11 protein-coding genes are annotated in these 14439 nt (G+C 65.1%); 9 read left to right on the top strand and 2 right to left on the bottom strand.

The genetic code is table 11. The features are described 5' to 3' along the window. The first annotated feature begins 125 nt into the window (after positions 1-125). From nuoG to nuoN, 8 genes are read left to right on the top strand one after another with little or no spacing between them, the layout of a single operon-like run. A complete protein-coding gene (nuoG, locus tag QO207_RS23890; RefSeq protein WP_301534758.1) occupies positions 126-2840 on the top strand; it encodes an NADH-quinone oxidoreductase subunit NuoG in 2715 nt (904 codons plus the stop codon). Positions 2841-2851: 11 nt separating this feature from the next. Then, the gene (gene nuoH / locus QO207_RS23885) at positions 2852-3841 is read left to right on the top strand and encodes an NADH-quinone oxidoreductase subunit NuoH (RefSeq protein WP_301534827.1); all 990 of its coding nucleotides are present in this window, start codon (positions 2852-2854) and stop codon (positions 3839-3841) included. 11 nt (positions 3842-3852) lie between these two features. Further along, positions 3853-4401, top strand: coding sequence for an NADH-quinone oxidoreductase subunit NuoI (gene nuoI / locus QO207_RS23880; protein ID WP_192296196.1), 549 nt, complete (start codon positions 3853-3855; stop codon positions 4399-4401). Between the two features lie 11 nt (positions 4402-4412). Continuing rightward, positions 4413-4913, top strand: coding sequence for an NADH-quinone oxidoreductase subunit J (gene nuoJ, locus QO207_RS23875; protein ID WP_301534757.1), 501 nt, complete (start codon positions 4413-4415; stop codon positions 4911-4913). 4 nt (positions 4914-4917) lie between these two features. Next, a complete protein-coding gene (gene nuoK / locus QO207_RS23870; protein WP_024765121.1) occupies positions 4918-5226 on the top strand; it encodes an NADH-quinone oxidoreductase subunit NuoK in 309 nt (102 codons plus the stop codon). Continuing rightward, the gene (gene nuoL / locus QO207_RS23865) at positions 5223-7070 is read left to right on the top strand and encodes an NADH-quinone oxidoreductase subunit L (RefSeq protein ID WP_301534756.1); all 1848 of its coding nucleotides are present in this window, start codon (positions 5223-5225) and stop codon (positions 7068-7070) included. The genes nuoK and nuoL overlap by 4 nt, the downstream gene beginning before the upstream one ends. Positions 7071-7098: 28 nt before the next feature. After that, entirely contained in the window at positions 7099-8628 is a 1530-nt protein-coding gene (nuoM, locus tag QO207_RS23860) for an NADH-quinone oxidoreductase subunit M (RefSeq protein ID WP_081520494.1), read from the top strand. 7 nt (positions 8629-8635) lie between these two features. Then, entirely contained in the window at positions 8636-10099 is a 1464-nt protein-coding gene (gene nuoN, locus QO207_RS23855; protein WP_301534755.1) for an NADH-quinone oxidoreductase subunit NuoN, read from the top strand. 148 nt (positions 10100-10247) lie between these two features. Here the strand turns inward: nuoN and QO207_RS23850 are convergent, their stop codons facing one another. Both QO207_RS23850 and QO207_RS23845 read right to left on the bottom strand, forming a co-directional pair. After that, the gene (locus QO207_RS23850; RefSeq protein WP_301534754.1) at positions 10248-11315 is read right to left on the bottom strand and encodes an AI-2E family transporter; all 1068 of its coding nucleotides are present in this window, start codon (positions 11313-11315) and stop codon (positions 10248-10250) included. 107 nt (positions 11316-11422) lie between these two features. Further along, positions 11423-12742 (bottom strand): Na+/H+ antiporter family protein, encoded by a 1320-nt coding sequence (locus QO207_RS23845; RefSeq protein ID WP_301534753.1) that lies wholly within the window; start codon positions 12740-12742, stop codon positions 11423-11425. 291 nt (positions 12743-13033) lie between these two features. Between QO207_RS23845 and QO207_RS23840 the strand changes: the two genes are divergently transcribed. Continuing rightward, on the top strand, positions 13034-14439 hold a 1406-nt coding region (locus tag QO207_RS23840), incomplete at its 3' end, for a methyl-accepting chemotaxis protein (protein ID WP_301534752.1).

Here is a 14439-nt window from a genome sequence, read left to right as displayed (position 1 = left end):
TTTGTTCGCCGGGCACTGCGCCCGGCGTTGTTTCGTTGTAGTGCCGCGGCGTGCCGCCGGCCCGATGAAACCGTGATTTCTATTAGCCACGCCCGCTGACAACGGGCCAACGAAGACTTAGACCCATGGCCACGATCCACGTAGACGGCAAGACGTTAGAAGTCGACGGAGCGGACAACCTGTTGCAGGCCTGCCTCTCCCTCGGTCTCGACATCCCCTACTTCTGCTGGCACCCGGCGCTCGGTAGCGTCGGCGCCTGCCGCCAGTGTGCAGTCAAGCAATACGCCGACGAGAACGACACCCGCGGTCGCCTCGTCATGTCCTGCATGACACCCGCCACCGACAACACCTGGATTTCCATCGAAGACGAAGAGGCCAAGCAGTTCCGTGCCAGCGTCGTCGAATGGCTGATGACCAACCACCCGCACGACTGCCCGGTCTGCGAGGAAGGCGGTCACTGCCACCTGCAGGACATGACGGTGATGACCGGCCACAACCAGCGCCGGTACCGCTTCACCAAGCGCACCCACCAGAACCAGGAGCTCGGCCCGTTCATCGCCCACGAGATGAACCGCTGCATCGCCTGCTACCGCTGCGTCCGCTACTACAAGGACTACGCCGGCGGCACCGACCTGGGCGTCTACGGCGCGCACGACAACGTCTACTTCGGCCGTATCGAAGACGGTGTGCTGGAGAGCGAATTCTCCGGCAACCTGACCGAGGTCTGCCCGACCGGCGTGTTTACCGACAAGACCCACTCCGAGCGCTACAACCGCAAGTGGGACATGCAGTTCGCCCCGAGCATCTGCCATGGCTGCTCCAGTGGCTGCAACATCAGCCCCGGCGAGCGTTACGGTGAAATCCGCCGCATCGAGAACCGCTACAACGGCTCGGTGAACCACTACTTCCTCTGCGACCGCGGCCGCTTCGGCTACGGCTACGTCAACCGCGAAGACCGCCCGCGTCAGCCGCAGCTGATGCTGAGCAAGCAGAAGCTTTCGCTGGACGGCGCCCTGGACCAGACCGCTGCCCTGCTGAAAGGCCGCAAGGTCATCGGCATCGGTTCGCCGCGCGCCAGCCTGGAAAGCAACTACGCCCTGTCCGCACTGGTCGGCGCGCAGAACTTCTACAGCGGCATCTCCGCTGACGAGCTGCAACGCCTGCAACTGGTGCTGAAAGTCATGCAGGACGGCCCGCTGCCGGTGCCGACCATCCGTGACATCGAAGACCACGATGCGGTATTCGTGCTCGGCGAAGACCTGACCCAGACCGCTGCCCGTATCGCCCTGGCCCTGCGCCAGTCGGTGAAGGGCAAGGGCGAGGACATGGCCGCCGCGATGAAGATCCAGCCGTGGCTCGACGCTGCGGTAAAGACCATCGCCCAGCACGAAATGAACCCGCTGTTCATCGCCAGCCTCGATGAAACCCGCCTGGACGACGTCGCTGCCGAGTGCGTGCACGCCGCTACCGAAGACCTGGCGCGCCTGGGCTTCGCCGTGGCCCACGCCATCGATTCGAGCGCTCCGGCCGTGGCCGGCCTCGACGCCGAAGCCGCCGCCCTCGCCCAGCGCATCGCCGATGCCCTGGTTGCCGCCAAGCGCCCGCTGGTGATTTCCGGCACCTCGCTGGGCAGCAACGCCCTGATCGAAGCCGCGGCCAACATCGCCAGCGCGCTGAAGAACCGCGAGAAGAACGGCTCCCTGAGCCTGGTCGTCCCGGAAGCCAACAGCCTGGGCCTGGCCCTCTTCGGCGGCAATTCCGTCGAAGCCGCCCTGGAGCAGCTGACCTCCGGCGCCGCCGATGCCGTGGTGATCCTGGAGAACGACCTGTATCGCCGCGCCGACGCTGCCGCTGTCGACGCCGCCCTGGCCGCCGCGAAGATCGTCGTCGTCGCCGATCACCAGCAGACCGCCACCAGCGCCAAGGCTACCGTCCTGCTGCCGGCCGCCAGCTTCGCCGAAGGCGATGGCACCCTGGTCAGCCAGGAAGGCCGCGCCCAGCGCTTCTTCCAGGTCTACGACCCGACCTACTACAACGCCGACAACCTGGTTCGCGAAGGCTGGCGCTGGCTGCACGCCCTGCACAGCACCCTCGAAGGCAAGCGTGTCGACTGGACCCAGCTGGACCACGTGATCGACGCCGTCGTCGCTGCCAAGCCGCAACTGGCCGGCATCCGTGAAGCCGCGCCGAATGCCGCGTTCCGCATCAAGGGCCTGAAGCTGGCGCGCGAACCGCACCGCTACTCCGGCCGTACCGCCATGCGCGCCAACATCAATGTCAGCGAGCCGCGTCAGCCGCAGGACATCGACTCGGCCTTCGCCTTCTCCATGGAAGGCTACGCCGGCAGCGCCGAATCGCGTCAGCAGATTCCGTTTGCCTGGTCCCCGGGCTGGAACTCGCCGCAGGCTTGGAACAAGTTCCAGGACGAAGTCGGTGGCCACCTGCGTGCCGGCGATCCGGGCGTGCGCCTGATCGAGGCCAAAGGCGAGGCCCTGTGGTTCAGCGAGATTCCCGCGCCGTTCCACACCGCCGCCAGCCAGTTCAAGGTGGTGCCCTTCTATCACCTGTTCGGCAGCGAGGAAAACTCCTCGAAAGCCGCCCCGGTGCAGGAGCGCATCCCGCAGACCTACGTCACCCTGGCCAAGGCCGAGGCTGACCGTCTGGGCGTCAACGAAGGCGCGATCATCCGCCTGACCGTCAAGGGCCAGGAACTGCGCCTGCCGCTGCGCGTGAGCGAAGAGCTCGGTGTCGGCCTGGTCGCCCTGCCGATCGGTCTGCAAGGCATTCCCGCCGGGGTCATCGGCGCCGTCGCTGAAGGTCTGCAGGAGGCTGCGCAATGAGTTTGATGAGCATGAGCTGGCTGACCCCCGCCGTCGTCGACATCATCATCGAAGTCATCAAGGCCATCGTCATCCTGCTCGCCGTGGTCGTCTGCGGCGCGCTGCTCAGCTGGGTCGAGCGTCGTCTGCTCGGCCTCTGGCAGGACCGCTACGGTCCGAACCGGGTCGGCCCCTTCGGTGCCTTCCAGCTCGGCGCCGACATGCTGAAGATGTTCTTCAAGGAAGACTGGACCCCGCCGTTCGCCGACAAGATGATCTTCACCCTCGCCCCCATGATCGCCATGGGTGCGCTGCTGGTGGCCTTCGCGGTCATCCCGATCACCCCGAACTGGGGTGTGGCGGACCTGAACATCGGCATCCTGTTCTTCTTCGCCATGGCCGGCCTGACCGTGTACGCGGTGCTGTTCGCCGGCTGGGCGAGCAACAACAAGTTCGCCCTGCTCGGTGCGCTGCGCGCCTCGGCCCAGACCATCTCCTACGAGGTGTTCCTGGCCCTGTCGCTGATGGGCATCGTTGCCCAGGTCGGCTCGTTCAGCCTGCGCGACATCGTCGAGTACCAGGCCCAGCACGTGTGGTTCATCATTCCGCAGTTCTTCGGCTTCATGACCTTCTTCGTCGCCGGCGTCGCCGTGACTCACCGTCACCCGTTCGACCAGCCCGAAGCCGAGCAGGAACTGGCCGATGGTTACCACATCGAGTATGCCGGCATGAAATGGGGCATGTTCTTCGTCGGCGAGTACATCGGCATCGTGCTGGTGTCCGCGCTGCTGGCAACCCTGTTCTTCGGCGGCTGGCACGGTCCCTTCGGCATCCTGCCGCAGATTCCGTTCTTCTGGTTCGCCCTGAAAACCGGCTTCTTCATCATGATGTTCATTTTGCTGCGGGCCTCGATCCCTCGCCCGCGCTATGACCAGGTGATGGCCTTCAGCTGGAAGTTCTGCCTCCCGCTGACCCTGATCAACCTGCTGGTGACCGGCGCTGTCGTGCTGGCCAGCCAGTAAGGAGTAGGACCATGATCAAGTACATTTTCGACGTGGTGCACGGCACCTACACCCAGCTGCGCAGCCTGGTGATGATCTTCGGTCACGCCTTCCGCAAGCGTGACACCCTGCAGTATCCGGAAGAGCCCGTGTACCTGCCGCCGCGCTACCGTGGCCGCATCGTGCTCACCCGCGACCCCGATGGCGAGGAGCGCTGTGTAGCCTGCAACCTCTGCGCCGTGGCCTGCCCGGTGGGCTGCATCGCCCTGCAGAAAGCAGAAGCTGAAGACGGCCGCTGGTACCCCGAGTTCTTCCGCATCAACTTCTCCCGCTGCATCTTCTGCGGCCTGTGCGAAGAAGCCTGCCCGACCACCGCGATCCAGCTGACTCCGGATTTCGAGATGGGCGAGTTCAAGCGCCAGGACCTGGTCTACGAGAAGGAAGACCTGCTGATCTCCGGCCCCGGCAAGAACCCGGACTACAACTTCTACCGCGTTGCCGGCATGGCCATCGCCGGCAAGCCGAAAGGCGCCGCGCAGAACGAGGCCGAACCGATCAACGTCAAGAGCCTGCTGCCGTAAGGAGACGTCGCGTGGAATTCGCTTTCTACTTCGCCGCCGGCGTCGCCGTGCTGGCAACCTTCCGGGTCATCACCAACAGCAATCCGGTGCATGCCCTGCTCTACCTCGTGATTTCGCTGCTCGCAGTCTCGATGACCTTCTTCAGCCTCGGCGCTCCGTTCGCCGGTGCCCTGGAAATCATCGTCTACGCCGGCGCGATCATGGTGCTGTTCGTCTTCGTGGTGATGATGCTGAACCTCGGTCCGGCCATCACCGAACAGGAACGCAAGTGGCTCAAGCCCGGCGTCTGGATCGGCCCCGGCGCCCTGGCTGCCGTGCTGCTGATCGAGCTGCTGTGGATGCTCTCGCGCACCCCGAGCGGTGCCGGCATCGGCCACACCACCGTGGACGCCAAGGCCGTGGGCATCAGCCTATTCGGCCCGTACCTGCTGGTCGTCGAACTGGCCTCGATGCTGCTGCTGGCAGCACTGGTCGCCGCCTACCACCTCGGCCGCCACGAAGCGAAGGACTAACTGCATGAACACTATCCCTCTCGAACACGGACTGGCGCTCGCCGGTGTGCTGTTCTGCTTCGGCCTGGTGGGCCTGATGGTACGACGCAACATCCTGTTCGTACTGATGAGCCTGGAAGTGATGATGAACGCCGCCGCCCTCGCCTTCGTGGTCGCCGGTAGCCGCTGGGCCCAGCCCGACGGCCAGGTGATGTTCATCCTGGTGCTCAGCCTGGCTGCAGCCGAGGCCAGCATTGGCCTGGCGATCCTGCTCCAGCTGTATCGCCGCTTCCACACCCTGGATATCGACGCTGCCAGCGAGATGCGCGGATGAACCTGCTGCCCCTTACTTTCCTGTTCCCCCTGGTCGGCTTCCTGCTGCTCTCGTTCTCCCGTGGCAAGTGGTCGGAAAATCTCTCGGCACTGGTGGGTGTCGGCTCCGTGGGCCTGGCGGCCCTCTCCGCCTTCTGGGCGATCTGGAGCTTCCACAGCAACCCGCCCGAAGGTGGCGCCTACAGCCTGGTGCTGTGGCAATGGATGAGCGTTGGCGACTTCAAGACCAACTTCACCCTGTACCTGGACGGCCTGTCGGTCACCATGCTCGGCGTGGTCACCGGCGTCGGCTTCCTGATCCACCTGTTCGCCTCCTGGTACATGCGCGGTGAAACCGGCTACTCGCGGTTCTTCGCCTACACCAACCTGTTCATCGCCAGCATGCTGTTCCTGGTGCTGGGCGATAACCTGCTGTTCATGTACTTCGGCTGGGAAGGTGTGGGCCTCTGCTCCTACCTGCTGATCGGTTTCTATTACAACCACGTACCGAACGGCAACGCAGCGCTGAAGGCCTTCATCGTGACCCGCGTGGGTGACGTGTTCTTCGCCATCGGCATGTTCATCCTGTTCCAGCACCTGGGCACGCTGAACATCCAGGAGCTGCTGGTCCTGGCTCCGCAGCACTTCGCCAAGGGCGACCTGTGGATCAACCTGGCGACCCTGATGCTGCTCGGCGGCGCCGTCGGCAAATCCGCCCAGCTGCCGCTGCAGACCTGGCTGGCCGACGCGATGGCCGGCCCGACTCCGGTCTCCGCGCTGATCCACGCCGCCACCATGGTGACCGCGGGCGTCTACCTGATCGCCCGTTGCCACGGCCTGTTCGAGCTGGCTCCGAACGTCCTGGAACTGGTCGGCGTCATCGGTGCCGTGACCCTGGTGCTGGCCGGCTTTGCCGCCCTGGTGCAGACCGACATCAAGCGCATCCTCGCCTACTCGACCATGAGCCAGATCGGCTACATGTTCCTGGCCCTGGGCGTTGGCGCCTGGGGTGGGGCGATCTTCCACCTGATGACCCACGCCTTCTTCAAGGCCCTGCTGTTCCTTGCTTCGGGTGCGGTGATCGTCGCCTGCCACCACGAGCAGAACATCTTCAAGATGGGTGGCCTGTGGAAGAAGCTGCCGCTGGCCTACGCAAGCTTCGTGGTCGGTGGCGCGGCGCTGTCCGCCCTGCCCTTCCTGACCGCCGGCTTCTACTCCAAGGACGAGATCCTCTGGGAAGCCTTCGCCAGCGGTCACCAGAACCTGCTGATCGCCGGTCTGGTCGGTGCGTTCATGACCTCGCTGTATACCTTCCGCCTGATCTTCATCGCCTTCCACGGCGAAGCGAAGACCGAAGCGCACGCCGGCCATGGCGTCAGCCACTGGCTGCCGCTGGGCATCCTGATCGTGCTCTCCACCTTCATCGGCGCGCTGATCACTCCGCCGCTGGCTGGCGTCCTGCCGGAAAGCGCCGGTCACGCCGGTGGTGAAGCCAAGCACAGCCTGGAAATCGCCTCGGGCGCCATCGCCATCGCCGGCATCCTGCTGGCCGGCCTGCTGTTCCTCGGCAAGCGCCGCTTCGTCAGCGCTCTTGCCCAGAGCGCACCGGGCCGCTTCTTCGGCACCTGGTGGCTGCATGCCTGGGGCTTCGACTGGCTGTACGACAAGCTGTTCGTGAAACCCTATCTGCTGATCTGCCGCCTGCTGGCCGCGGACCCGATCGACAAGACCCTGGTCCTGGTCCCGCTCACCGCCCGCGGTGGTCACAAACTCCTCAGCCTCACCGAGAACGGCCGCCTGCGTTGGTATGCCGTGACCCTGGTGGGTGGCGCCGCGCTGCTCCTCGGCGCGCTGCTGCTGGCTTAATGAATTCACGAAAGAGATTGAGCCCGACATGATTCTGCCCTGGCTAATCCTGATCCCCTTCATCGGCGGCTTCCTTTGCTGGATCGCCGAGTACACCAGCAAGACCCTGCCGCGCTGGGTCGCCCTGGGATCGATGGTCCTCACCCTGGCCCTGAGCCTCTGGGTGTGGCACACCGGCGACTTCCAGCTGGCCCCGGCGCCGGGTGGCGAGCCGCAGTGGACCCTGCAGTTCCAGGTACCCTGGATCGAGCGCTTCGGCATCAGCGTGCACCTGGCAATGGACGGCCTGTCCCTGCTGATGGTCGCGCTGACCGGCCTGCTCGGCGTGCTGTCCGTCCTCTGCTCGTGGAACGAGATCCAGCGCCGCATCGGCTTCTTCCACCTGAACCTGCTGTGGATCCTGGGCGGTGTGATCGGCGTGTTCCTCGCCGTCGACCTGTTCCTGTTCTTCTTCTTCTGGGAAATGATGCTGGTGCCGATGTACTTCCTCATCGCGCTCTGGGGTCACAGCTCGGACGATGGCAAGAAGACCCGCATCTACGCCGCCACCAAGTTCTTCATCTTCACCCAGGCCAGCGGCCTGGTGATGCTGGTGGCGATCCTCGGCCTGGTGTTCGTGCACTACAACAGCACCGGCGTGCTGACCTTCAACTACGCCGACCTGCTGAAGACCCAGCTGCCGCCGCACACCGAATGGCTGCTGATGCTCGGCTTCTTCGTCGCCTTCGCGGTGAAGATGCCGGTGGTGCCGGTGCACTCCTGGCTGCCGGACGCCCACGCCCAGGCGCCGACCGCCGGTTCCGTGGACCTCGCCGGTATCCTGCTGAAGACTGCCGCCTACGGCCTGATCCGCTTCGCCCTGCCGCTGTTCCCCAACGCCTCGGCCGAGTTCGCCCCGATTGCCATGACCCTGGGTCTGATCGGCATCTTCTACGGCGCCTTCCTGTCGTTCGCCCAAACCGACATCAAGCGCCTGGTGGCCTACTCCTCGGTGTCGCACATGGGCTTCGTGATGATCGGCATCTACTCCGGCAGCCCCCAGGCGCTGCAGGGTGTAGTCGTGCAGATGATCGCCCACGGCCTCTCCGCCGCCGCGCTGTTCATCCTCTGCGGCCAGCTGTACGAGCGCCTGCACACCCGTGACATGCGCAAGATGGGCGGCCTGTGGTCGCGCATTCCGTACCTGCCGGCAGTCGCGCTGTTCTTCGCCACCGCTTCGCTGGGTCTGCCGGGTACCGGCAACTTCGTCGGTGAATTCCTGATCCTGCTGGGCAGCTTCAAGGTCGTGCCGGTGATCACCGTGATCGCCACCTTCGGCCTGGTCTTCGGCTCGGTGTACTCGCTGATCATGATCCATCGCGCGTACTTCGGCCCGGCCAAGTCCGACACCGCCATCGCCGGCCTGAATTTCCGCGAGCTTTCCATGGTGCTCGGCCTGGCGGTGCTGCTGATCGTGCTCGGCGTCTACCCGCAGCCGGTCCTCGATACCTCCGCGGCAACCATGCACGGCGTCCAGCAATGGCTGGGTGCCGCCCTCTCCACTCTGGCAGCACGGTAAGCGCGAAATGACCTTCACGATTCAACACTTCATCGCGCTCCTGCCACTGCTCATCACCAGCGCCACCCTGGTGGTGGTGATGCTCGCGGTAGCCTGGAAGCGCAACCACTCGATGACCGCCACCCTCTCGGTGATCGGTCTGAACCTGGCCCTGCTGTCGATCATCCCGGTGCTGAAAGTCACCCCGATCGAAGTCACCCCGCTGCTGGTGATCGACAACTTCGCCTGCTTCTACATGGCCCTGATCCTGATCGGCGCCCTGGCCTGCACCACCCTCGCCCACGCCTACATGGAAAGCTTCCCGGGCAACCGCGAGGAACTCTACCTGCTGCTCCTGCTGTCCACCGCAGGCGGCCTGGTACTGGTCAGCGCGCAGAACCTGGCCGGCCTGTTCATCGGCCTGGAACTGCTGTCGGTGCCGGTATACGGCATGGTGGCCTACGCCTTCTTCAACAAGCGCACCCTGGAAGCGGGCATCAAGTACACCGTACTGTCCGCCGCCGGCTCGGCCTTCCTGCTGTTCGGCATGGCCCTGCTCTACGCCGAATCCGGCAGCCTGGGCTTCTCGGCCATCGGTGCCTCGCTGGCCGAAGGCACCAGCCACGGTCCGCTGCTGTCCATCGGCGTCGGCATGATGGTCGTCGGACTGGGCTTCAAGCTGTCCCTGGCGCCGTTCCACCTGTGGACCCCGGACGTCTACGAAGGCGCCCCGGCGCCGGTCGCCACCTTCCTGGCCACCACCGCCAAGGTCGCTGTGTTCGCCGTGCTGCTGCGCCTGTTCCAGATCGCCCCGGCGGCCCTGAACAACGGCCTGCTGCATGACGCCATCGCGGTCATCGCCATCGCCTCGATCCTGATCGGCAACCTGCTGGCGCTGACCCAGAGCAACATCAAGCGTCTGCTCGGCTACTCGTCCATCGCCCACTTCGGCTACCTGCTGATCGCCCTGGTGGCGAGCAAGGGTCTGGCCGTGGAAGCGGTCGGCGTGTACCTGACCACCTACGTCGTCACCACCCTGGGCGCCTTCGGCGTGGTCACCCTGATGTCCACCCCGTACAGCGGCCGCGACGCCGACGCACTGTTCGAATACCGCGGCCTGTTCTGGCGCCGTCCGGTGCTGACTGCGGTGATGACCGTGATGATGCTGTCCCTGGCCGGCATCCCGCTGACCGCCGGCTTCATCGGCAAGTTCTACATCGTCGCCACCGGCGTCGAGTCGCAGCACTGGTGGCTGGTCGGCTCCCTGGTACTGGGCAGCGCCATCGGCCTGTTCTACTACCTGCGCGTCATGGTCACCATGTTCCTGGTCGAGCCGAACATGAAGCGCCACGACGCTCCCCTGGACTGGGCCCAGCGCGCTGGCGGCATCATGCTGGTAGCCATCGCCCTGCTCGCCTTCTTCCTCGGCGTCTACCCGCAACCGCTGCTGGACATCCTCCAGCACAGCGGCCTGGTAGCCATCGCCGGCTAAGGTCGACAGGCAACAAAAAACCCCGCTTCGGCGGGGTTTTTTATTGGTCGGTATCGAGCTTTCGTAGGGCGCATAACGCGCCAGCGATATCCGCCTCATTGCCGACGGCGGATAACCTGTACCAGGTTATTCGCCCTACCCTCCTGCCCTATTCTGCCGGCTTTGGCGCTTCGCCTTCGCGGCCGGTGAACAGGTCCCACGAAGCCATGAACAGCGCGGCGATCAGCGGGCCGATGACGAAGCCGTTGAGGCCGAACAGCGACATGCCGCCGAGGGTGGAGATCAGCACCACGTAGTCGGGCATCTTGGTGTCCTTGCCGACCAGGATCGGGCGCAGGATGTTGTCCACCAGGCCGATCACTACCACGCAGAACAGCGTCAGCGTCACGCCCTGCCAGATCGCGCCGGTGAGCAGGAAGTAGGCCGCCACCGGTACCCAGATCAGTCCCGCGCCAATCGCCGGCAGCAGCGACAGGAAAGCCATCAGCGTGCCCCAGAGCAACGAACCCTGGATACCGAGGAACCAGAAGATCAGCCCGCCCAGGGCGCCCTGGGTCGCAGCGACGGCGATGTTGCCCTTCACCGTGGCGCGGATCACCGTGGTGAACTTGGTGAACAGGTGCTGCTTGTGCTCCCCGCTCAGCGGCACCGCCTGCTTGATCCGTTTGCCCAGGGCCGGGCCGTCGCGCAGCAGGAAGAACAGCAGGTAGAGCATGATGCCGAAGCTGATGACGAACTCGAAGGTGTTCTGGCCGATGCTGAAGGCCTTGGTCGCCACCAACTGGCTGGCCTGCATCGCCCCCGCCGAGAGCTTTTCCTGCAGGCTGGACAGATCCGCCAGGTCGAAGCGCTCCAGCCACTGGTGCGCCCAGGCCGGCAGCGCGCCTACAGCCTGCTGGTAATAGGTGATGAAGTTCAGCTCGCCGGACTTCAGGCGCTGGTAGACCATCGCCCCTTCCTGCACCAGCGCGCCGGCGATGAAGGTCACCGGCAGGATCACGATCAGGAAGCACACGGAGAGGGAGATCAGCGCAGCGAGGTTGTTGCGGCCGTTGAGTTTCACCCGCAAACGACGTTGCAGCGGGGCGAAGATGATCGCCAGGATGGTGCCCCAGAACACCGCCCCGTAGAACGGCAGCAGGATCCAGCCGAAGGCGAGTGTCACCACCAGCAGCAGGGCGAGGAACGTCCRGTATTCCAGTTTCGATTCGAACATGAGCGGGTCCGTGGATGAATAAACCTGCTCATTAGTCAGCAGTTGCCCCGCCGAGTGCAACTTTCATCGTCCACAGCCCTCTTGCCAGGGCCTTGCAGCCTCCCGGCTCAGAGCACCATCGCGGCCACCCAGCCGAACGCCAGCAGCGGCAGGTTGTAGTGCAGGAAAGTCGGCACCACGGTGTCCCAGATGTGGTTGTGCTGGCCGTCCACATTCAGGCCGGAAGTCGGGCCCAGGGTGGAGTCAGACGCCGGCGAACCCGCATCGCCCAAGGCCCCCGCAGTCCCCACGATGCTGACGATGGCCAGCGGGCTGAAGCCCAGGTGCACCGCCAGCGGCACGAAGATCGCCGCGATGATCGGCACCGTGGAGAACGACGAGCCGATGCCCATGGTCACCAGCAGGCCCACCAGCAGCATCATGAAGGCGCCCAGCGCCTTGCTGCTGCCGATCCAGCCGGCCGCGCTGTCCACCAGGCTGCTCACCTGCCCGGTGGCGGTCATCACCGCGGCGAAGCCCTGGGCGGCGATCATGATGAAACCGATCATCGCCATCATCTTCATACCTTCGGTGAACAGGTCGTCCGCTTCCTTCCAGCGCACCACGCCGGACAGCGAAAACACCAGGAAGCCCACCAGCGCGCCGAGGATCATCGAGTCCAGCAGCAGCTGCACGGCAAAGGCCGCTGCTACGGCGAGGCCGGCCACCACCAGGCTCATTCTGCTGTAGGGCGTATCGACCCGCTCGGCCTGCTCGATGCGTTCAAGGTCGTAGTCGCGCTTGCGCCGGTAGCTGAACAACACCGCGATCAGCAGGCCGCAGACCATGCCCAGCGCCGGGATCAGCATGGCGTGGGTGACGTTGATACCCTGCACGTCGACGCCCGCGCGGGCGACGTTGGCCAGCAGGATCTGGTTGAGGAAGATGTTGCCGAAGCCCACCGGCAGGAACATGTAGGGGGTGATCAGGCCGAAGGTGATGACGCAGGCGATCAGCCGGCGGTCGATCTGCAGACGCGTCAGCACGTAGAGCAGCGGCGGCACCAGCAGAGGGATGAAGGCGATGTGGATCGGCAGGATGTTCTGCGAGGAGATCGCCACCACCAGCAGCAGGCCGACCATCATCCACTTGAAGGCACTGGAGCCGTTGCCCTCATGCCGGCCGAGCGTCGCCAGGGCACGATCGGCCAGGGCGTGGGCCATGCCGGAGCGCGCGATGGCCACGGCGAAGGCGCCCAGCATGGCGTAGGACAGCGCCACCGTCGCACCCGCGCCCAGGCCTTCGTTGAACGCCGTCAGCGTGCCGTCCATGCCCAACCCACCGAGCAGGCCACCTGCAACGGCGCCGGCGATCAGCGCAATCACCACGTGCACGCGACACAGGCTCAGCACCAGCATCAGGCCAATGGCAATCAGCACCGCATTCATTTCACCACTCCTCGTAAGCGCTCCGCGCCGGGGCGCGGGCAAAAGGCGGGCACTCTGCCAAACACCTGGCGGGGTGTCAAAAGCCCTGTCGAATCAAGACGTTTCCGCAGCCGGCCAGCGAGATTTTCAGCGCGTTGCGCACGCATTTTGCCCAGCTTTCTGCCGCCCGTCGGCCAGGCACGCCAGAATCGCCTGTTTTCTGGCGTTTCGCCCCGTCACGAGTCAAGAAACTCCGGGAAAGGCCGATATCCAGGGCATCCCAGGGCTTAGTTCAAACAAGGATTCCCCTCCATGCTGCTGCGCCGTCTCTCCATCCAGTGGAAGATCACGTTGCTCGCCGGCCTGTGCCTGCTCGGCGTCGTGTCTCTGCTTTCCGGCCTTTCCGTCTACCGCACACAAACCAGCACCGCGCTGGTCAAGCAATCGAGCACGCAGATGCTCGACGAGGCCGCCAAGGCGCGCCTGCAATCGCGCGGCGAAGTGCAGGCCATGCGCATCCAGCGCTACATCATGGATGCCTACCAGTACGGCAAGGGCTTCTCGCGGCAAGTTCTGTTCCTCCGCGACCAGGCGCAGAAGCGCTTCCTCGACGCCTATGACCTGCGCGAGGACCTGACCCGCCAGGTGAAGACCGCCCTGGAAGGCAACCCGGAACTGCTGGGCCTCTACGTCGCCTTCGAACCCGACGCGCTGGACGGCAAGGACAAGCTCTTCGCCGGCCAGGGCGAGCTGGGCAGCAACGACACCGGGCGCTTCTCCATCTACTGGTCCCAGGCCACGCCGGGCCACCTCGAATCCGAAGCCATGGCCGAGTCGCTGCTGCAGGACACCAGTCCCGGCCCCAGCGGCAGTGCCTATAACGCCTGGTTCACCTGCCCCAAGACCACCGGCCAGCCCTGCGTGCTCGACCCGTACTTCGACGATGTGGGCACCAAGCGCATGCTGATGACCAGCATCGCCTTCCCGCTGGAACTGGACGGCAAGGTCATCGGCGTCATGGGCCTGGACATCAGCATGGAGAAGCTGCAGGAAATCAGCGTCCAGGGCAGCCAGGAGCTGTACGACGGCCAGGGCCGCGTCAGCATCGTCAGCGCCGCCGGCCTGCTGGCCGGGCACAGCGCCGATGCCTCCAAGCTGAGCAAGAACCTCAAGGAGGTCTACCCGAACCAGGGCGCCGACCTGCTGCAGGCGATTGCCGCCAACCATGAGCAGGTGTTCCGCCAGGATGACCAGTTGCGCGTGGTCGAGCCGCTGCAACCGATCCCAGGCTCCAAGCCCTGGGGCGTGCTGCTGGAAGTCCCGCAGAACGTCCTGCTCGGCCCGGCCATCGAACTGCAGAACGAGCTGGACAACCAGCGCGTGCAGGGCACCGTCTCGCAACTCGGCTTCGGCCTGATTGCCGCGCTGATCGGCCTGTTCGCCATGTGGCTCACCGCCCGTGGGGTGACCCGGCCGATCCTCAACGTCGCCGCCATGCTGCGCAACATCGCCAGCGGCGAAGGCGACCTGACCAAGCGTCTGGACTACGCCGGCAAGGACGAACTGGGCGAGCTGGCCGGCTGGTTCAACCGCTTCCTCGACAAGCTGCAGCCGATCATCCGCGACGTGAAATCCTCGGTGCAGGACGCCCGCGCCACCGCCGACCAATCCTCGGAAATCGCCAGCCAGACCAGCGCCGGCATGCAGCAGCAATTCCG

Origin of the sequence: Pseudomonas sp. CAN1, assembly GCF_030462585.1 — a bacterium.
GTDB lineage: Bacteria > Pseudomonadota > Gammaproteobacteria > Pseudomonadales > Pseudomonadaceae > Pseudomonas.
The sequence above is the reverse complement of the archived record's forward strand: the minus strand, read 5'-3'. Positions and strand labels throughout refer to the sequence as shown.

Coding starts and splice junctions, on each gene's coding strand:
- nuoG (WP_301534758.1), top strand. CDS start 126: ATGGCCACGATCCACGTAGACGGCAAGACGTTAGAAGTCGACGGAGCG.
- nuoH (WP_301534827.1), top strand. CDS start 2,852: ATGAGCTGGCTGACCCCCGCCGTCGTCGACATCATCATCGAAGTCATC.
- nuoI (WP_192296196.1), top strand. CDS start 3,853: ATGATCAAGTACATTTTCGACGTGGTGCACGGCACCTACACCCAGCTG.
- nuoK (WP_024765121.1), top strand. CDS start 4,918: ATGAACACTATCCCTCTCGAACACGGACTGGCGCTCGCCGGTGTGCTG.
- nuoL (WP_301534756.1), top strand. CDS start 5,223: ATGAACCTGCTGCCCCTTACTTTCCTGTTCCCCCTGGTCGGCTTCCTG.
- nuoM (WP_081520494.1), top strand. CDS start 7,099: ATGATTCTGCCCTGGCTAATCCTGATCCCCTTCATCGGCGGCTTCCTT.
- nuoN (WP_301534755.1), top strand. CDS start 8,636: ATGACCTTCACGATTCAACACTTCATCGCGCTCCTGCCACTGCTCATC.
- QO207_RS23845 (WP_301534753.1), bottom strand. CDS start 12,742: ATGAATGCGGTGCTGATTGCCATTGGCCTGATGCTGGTGCTGAGCCTG.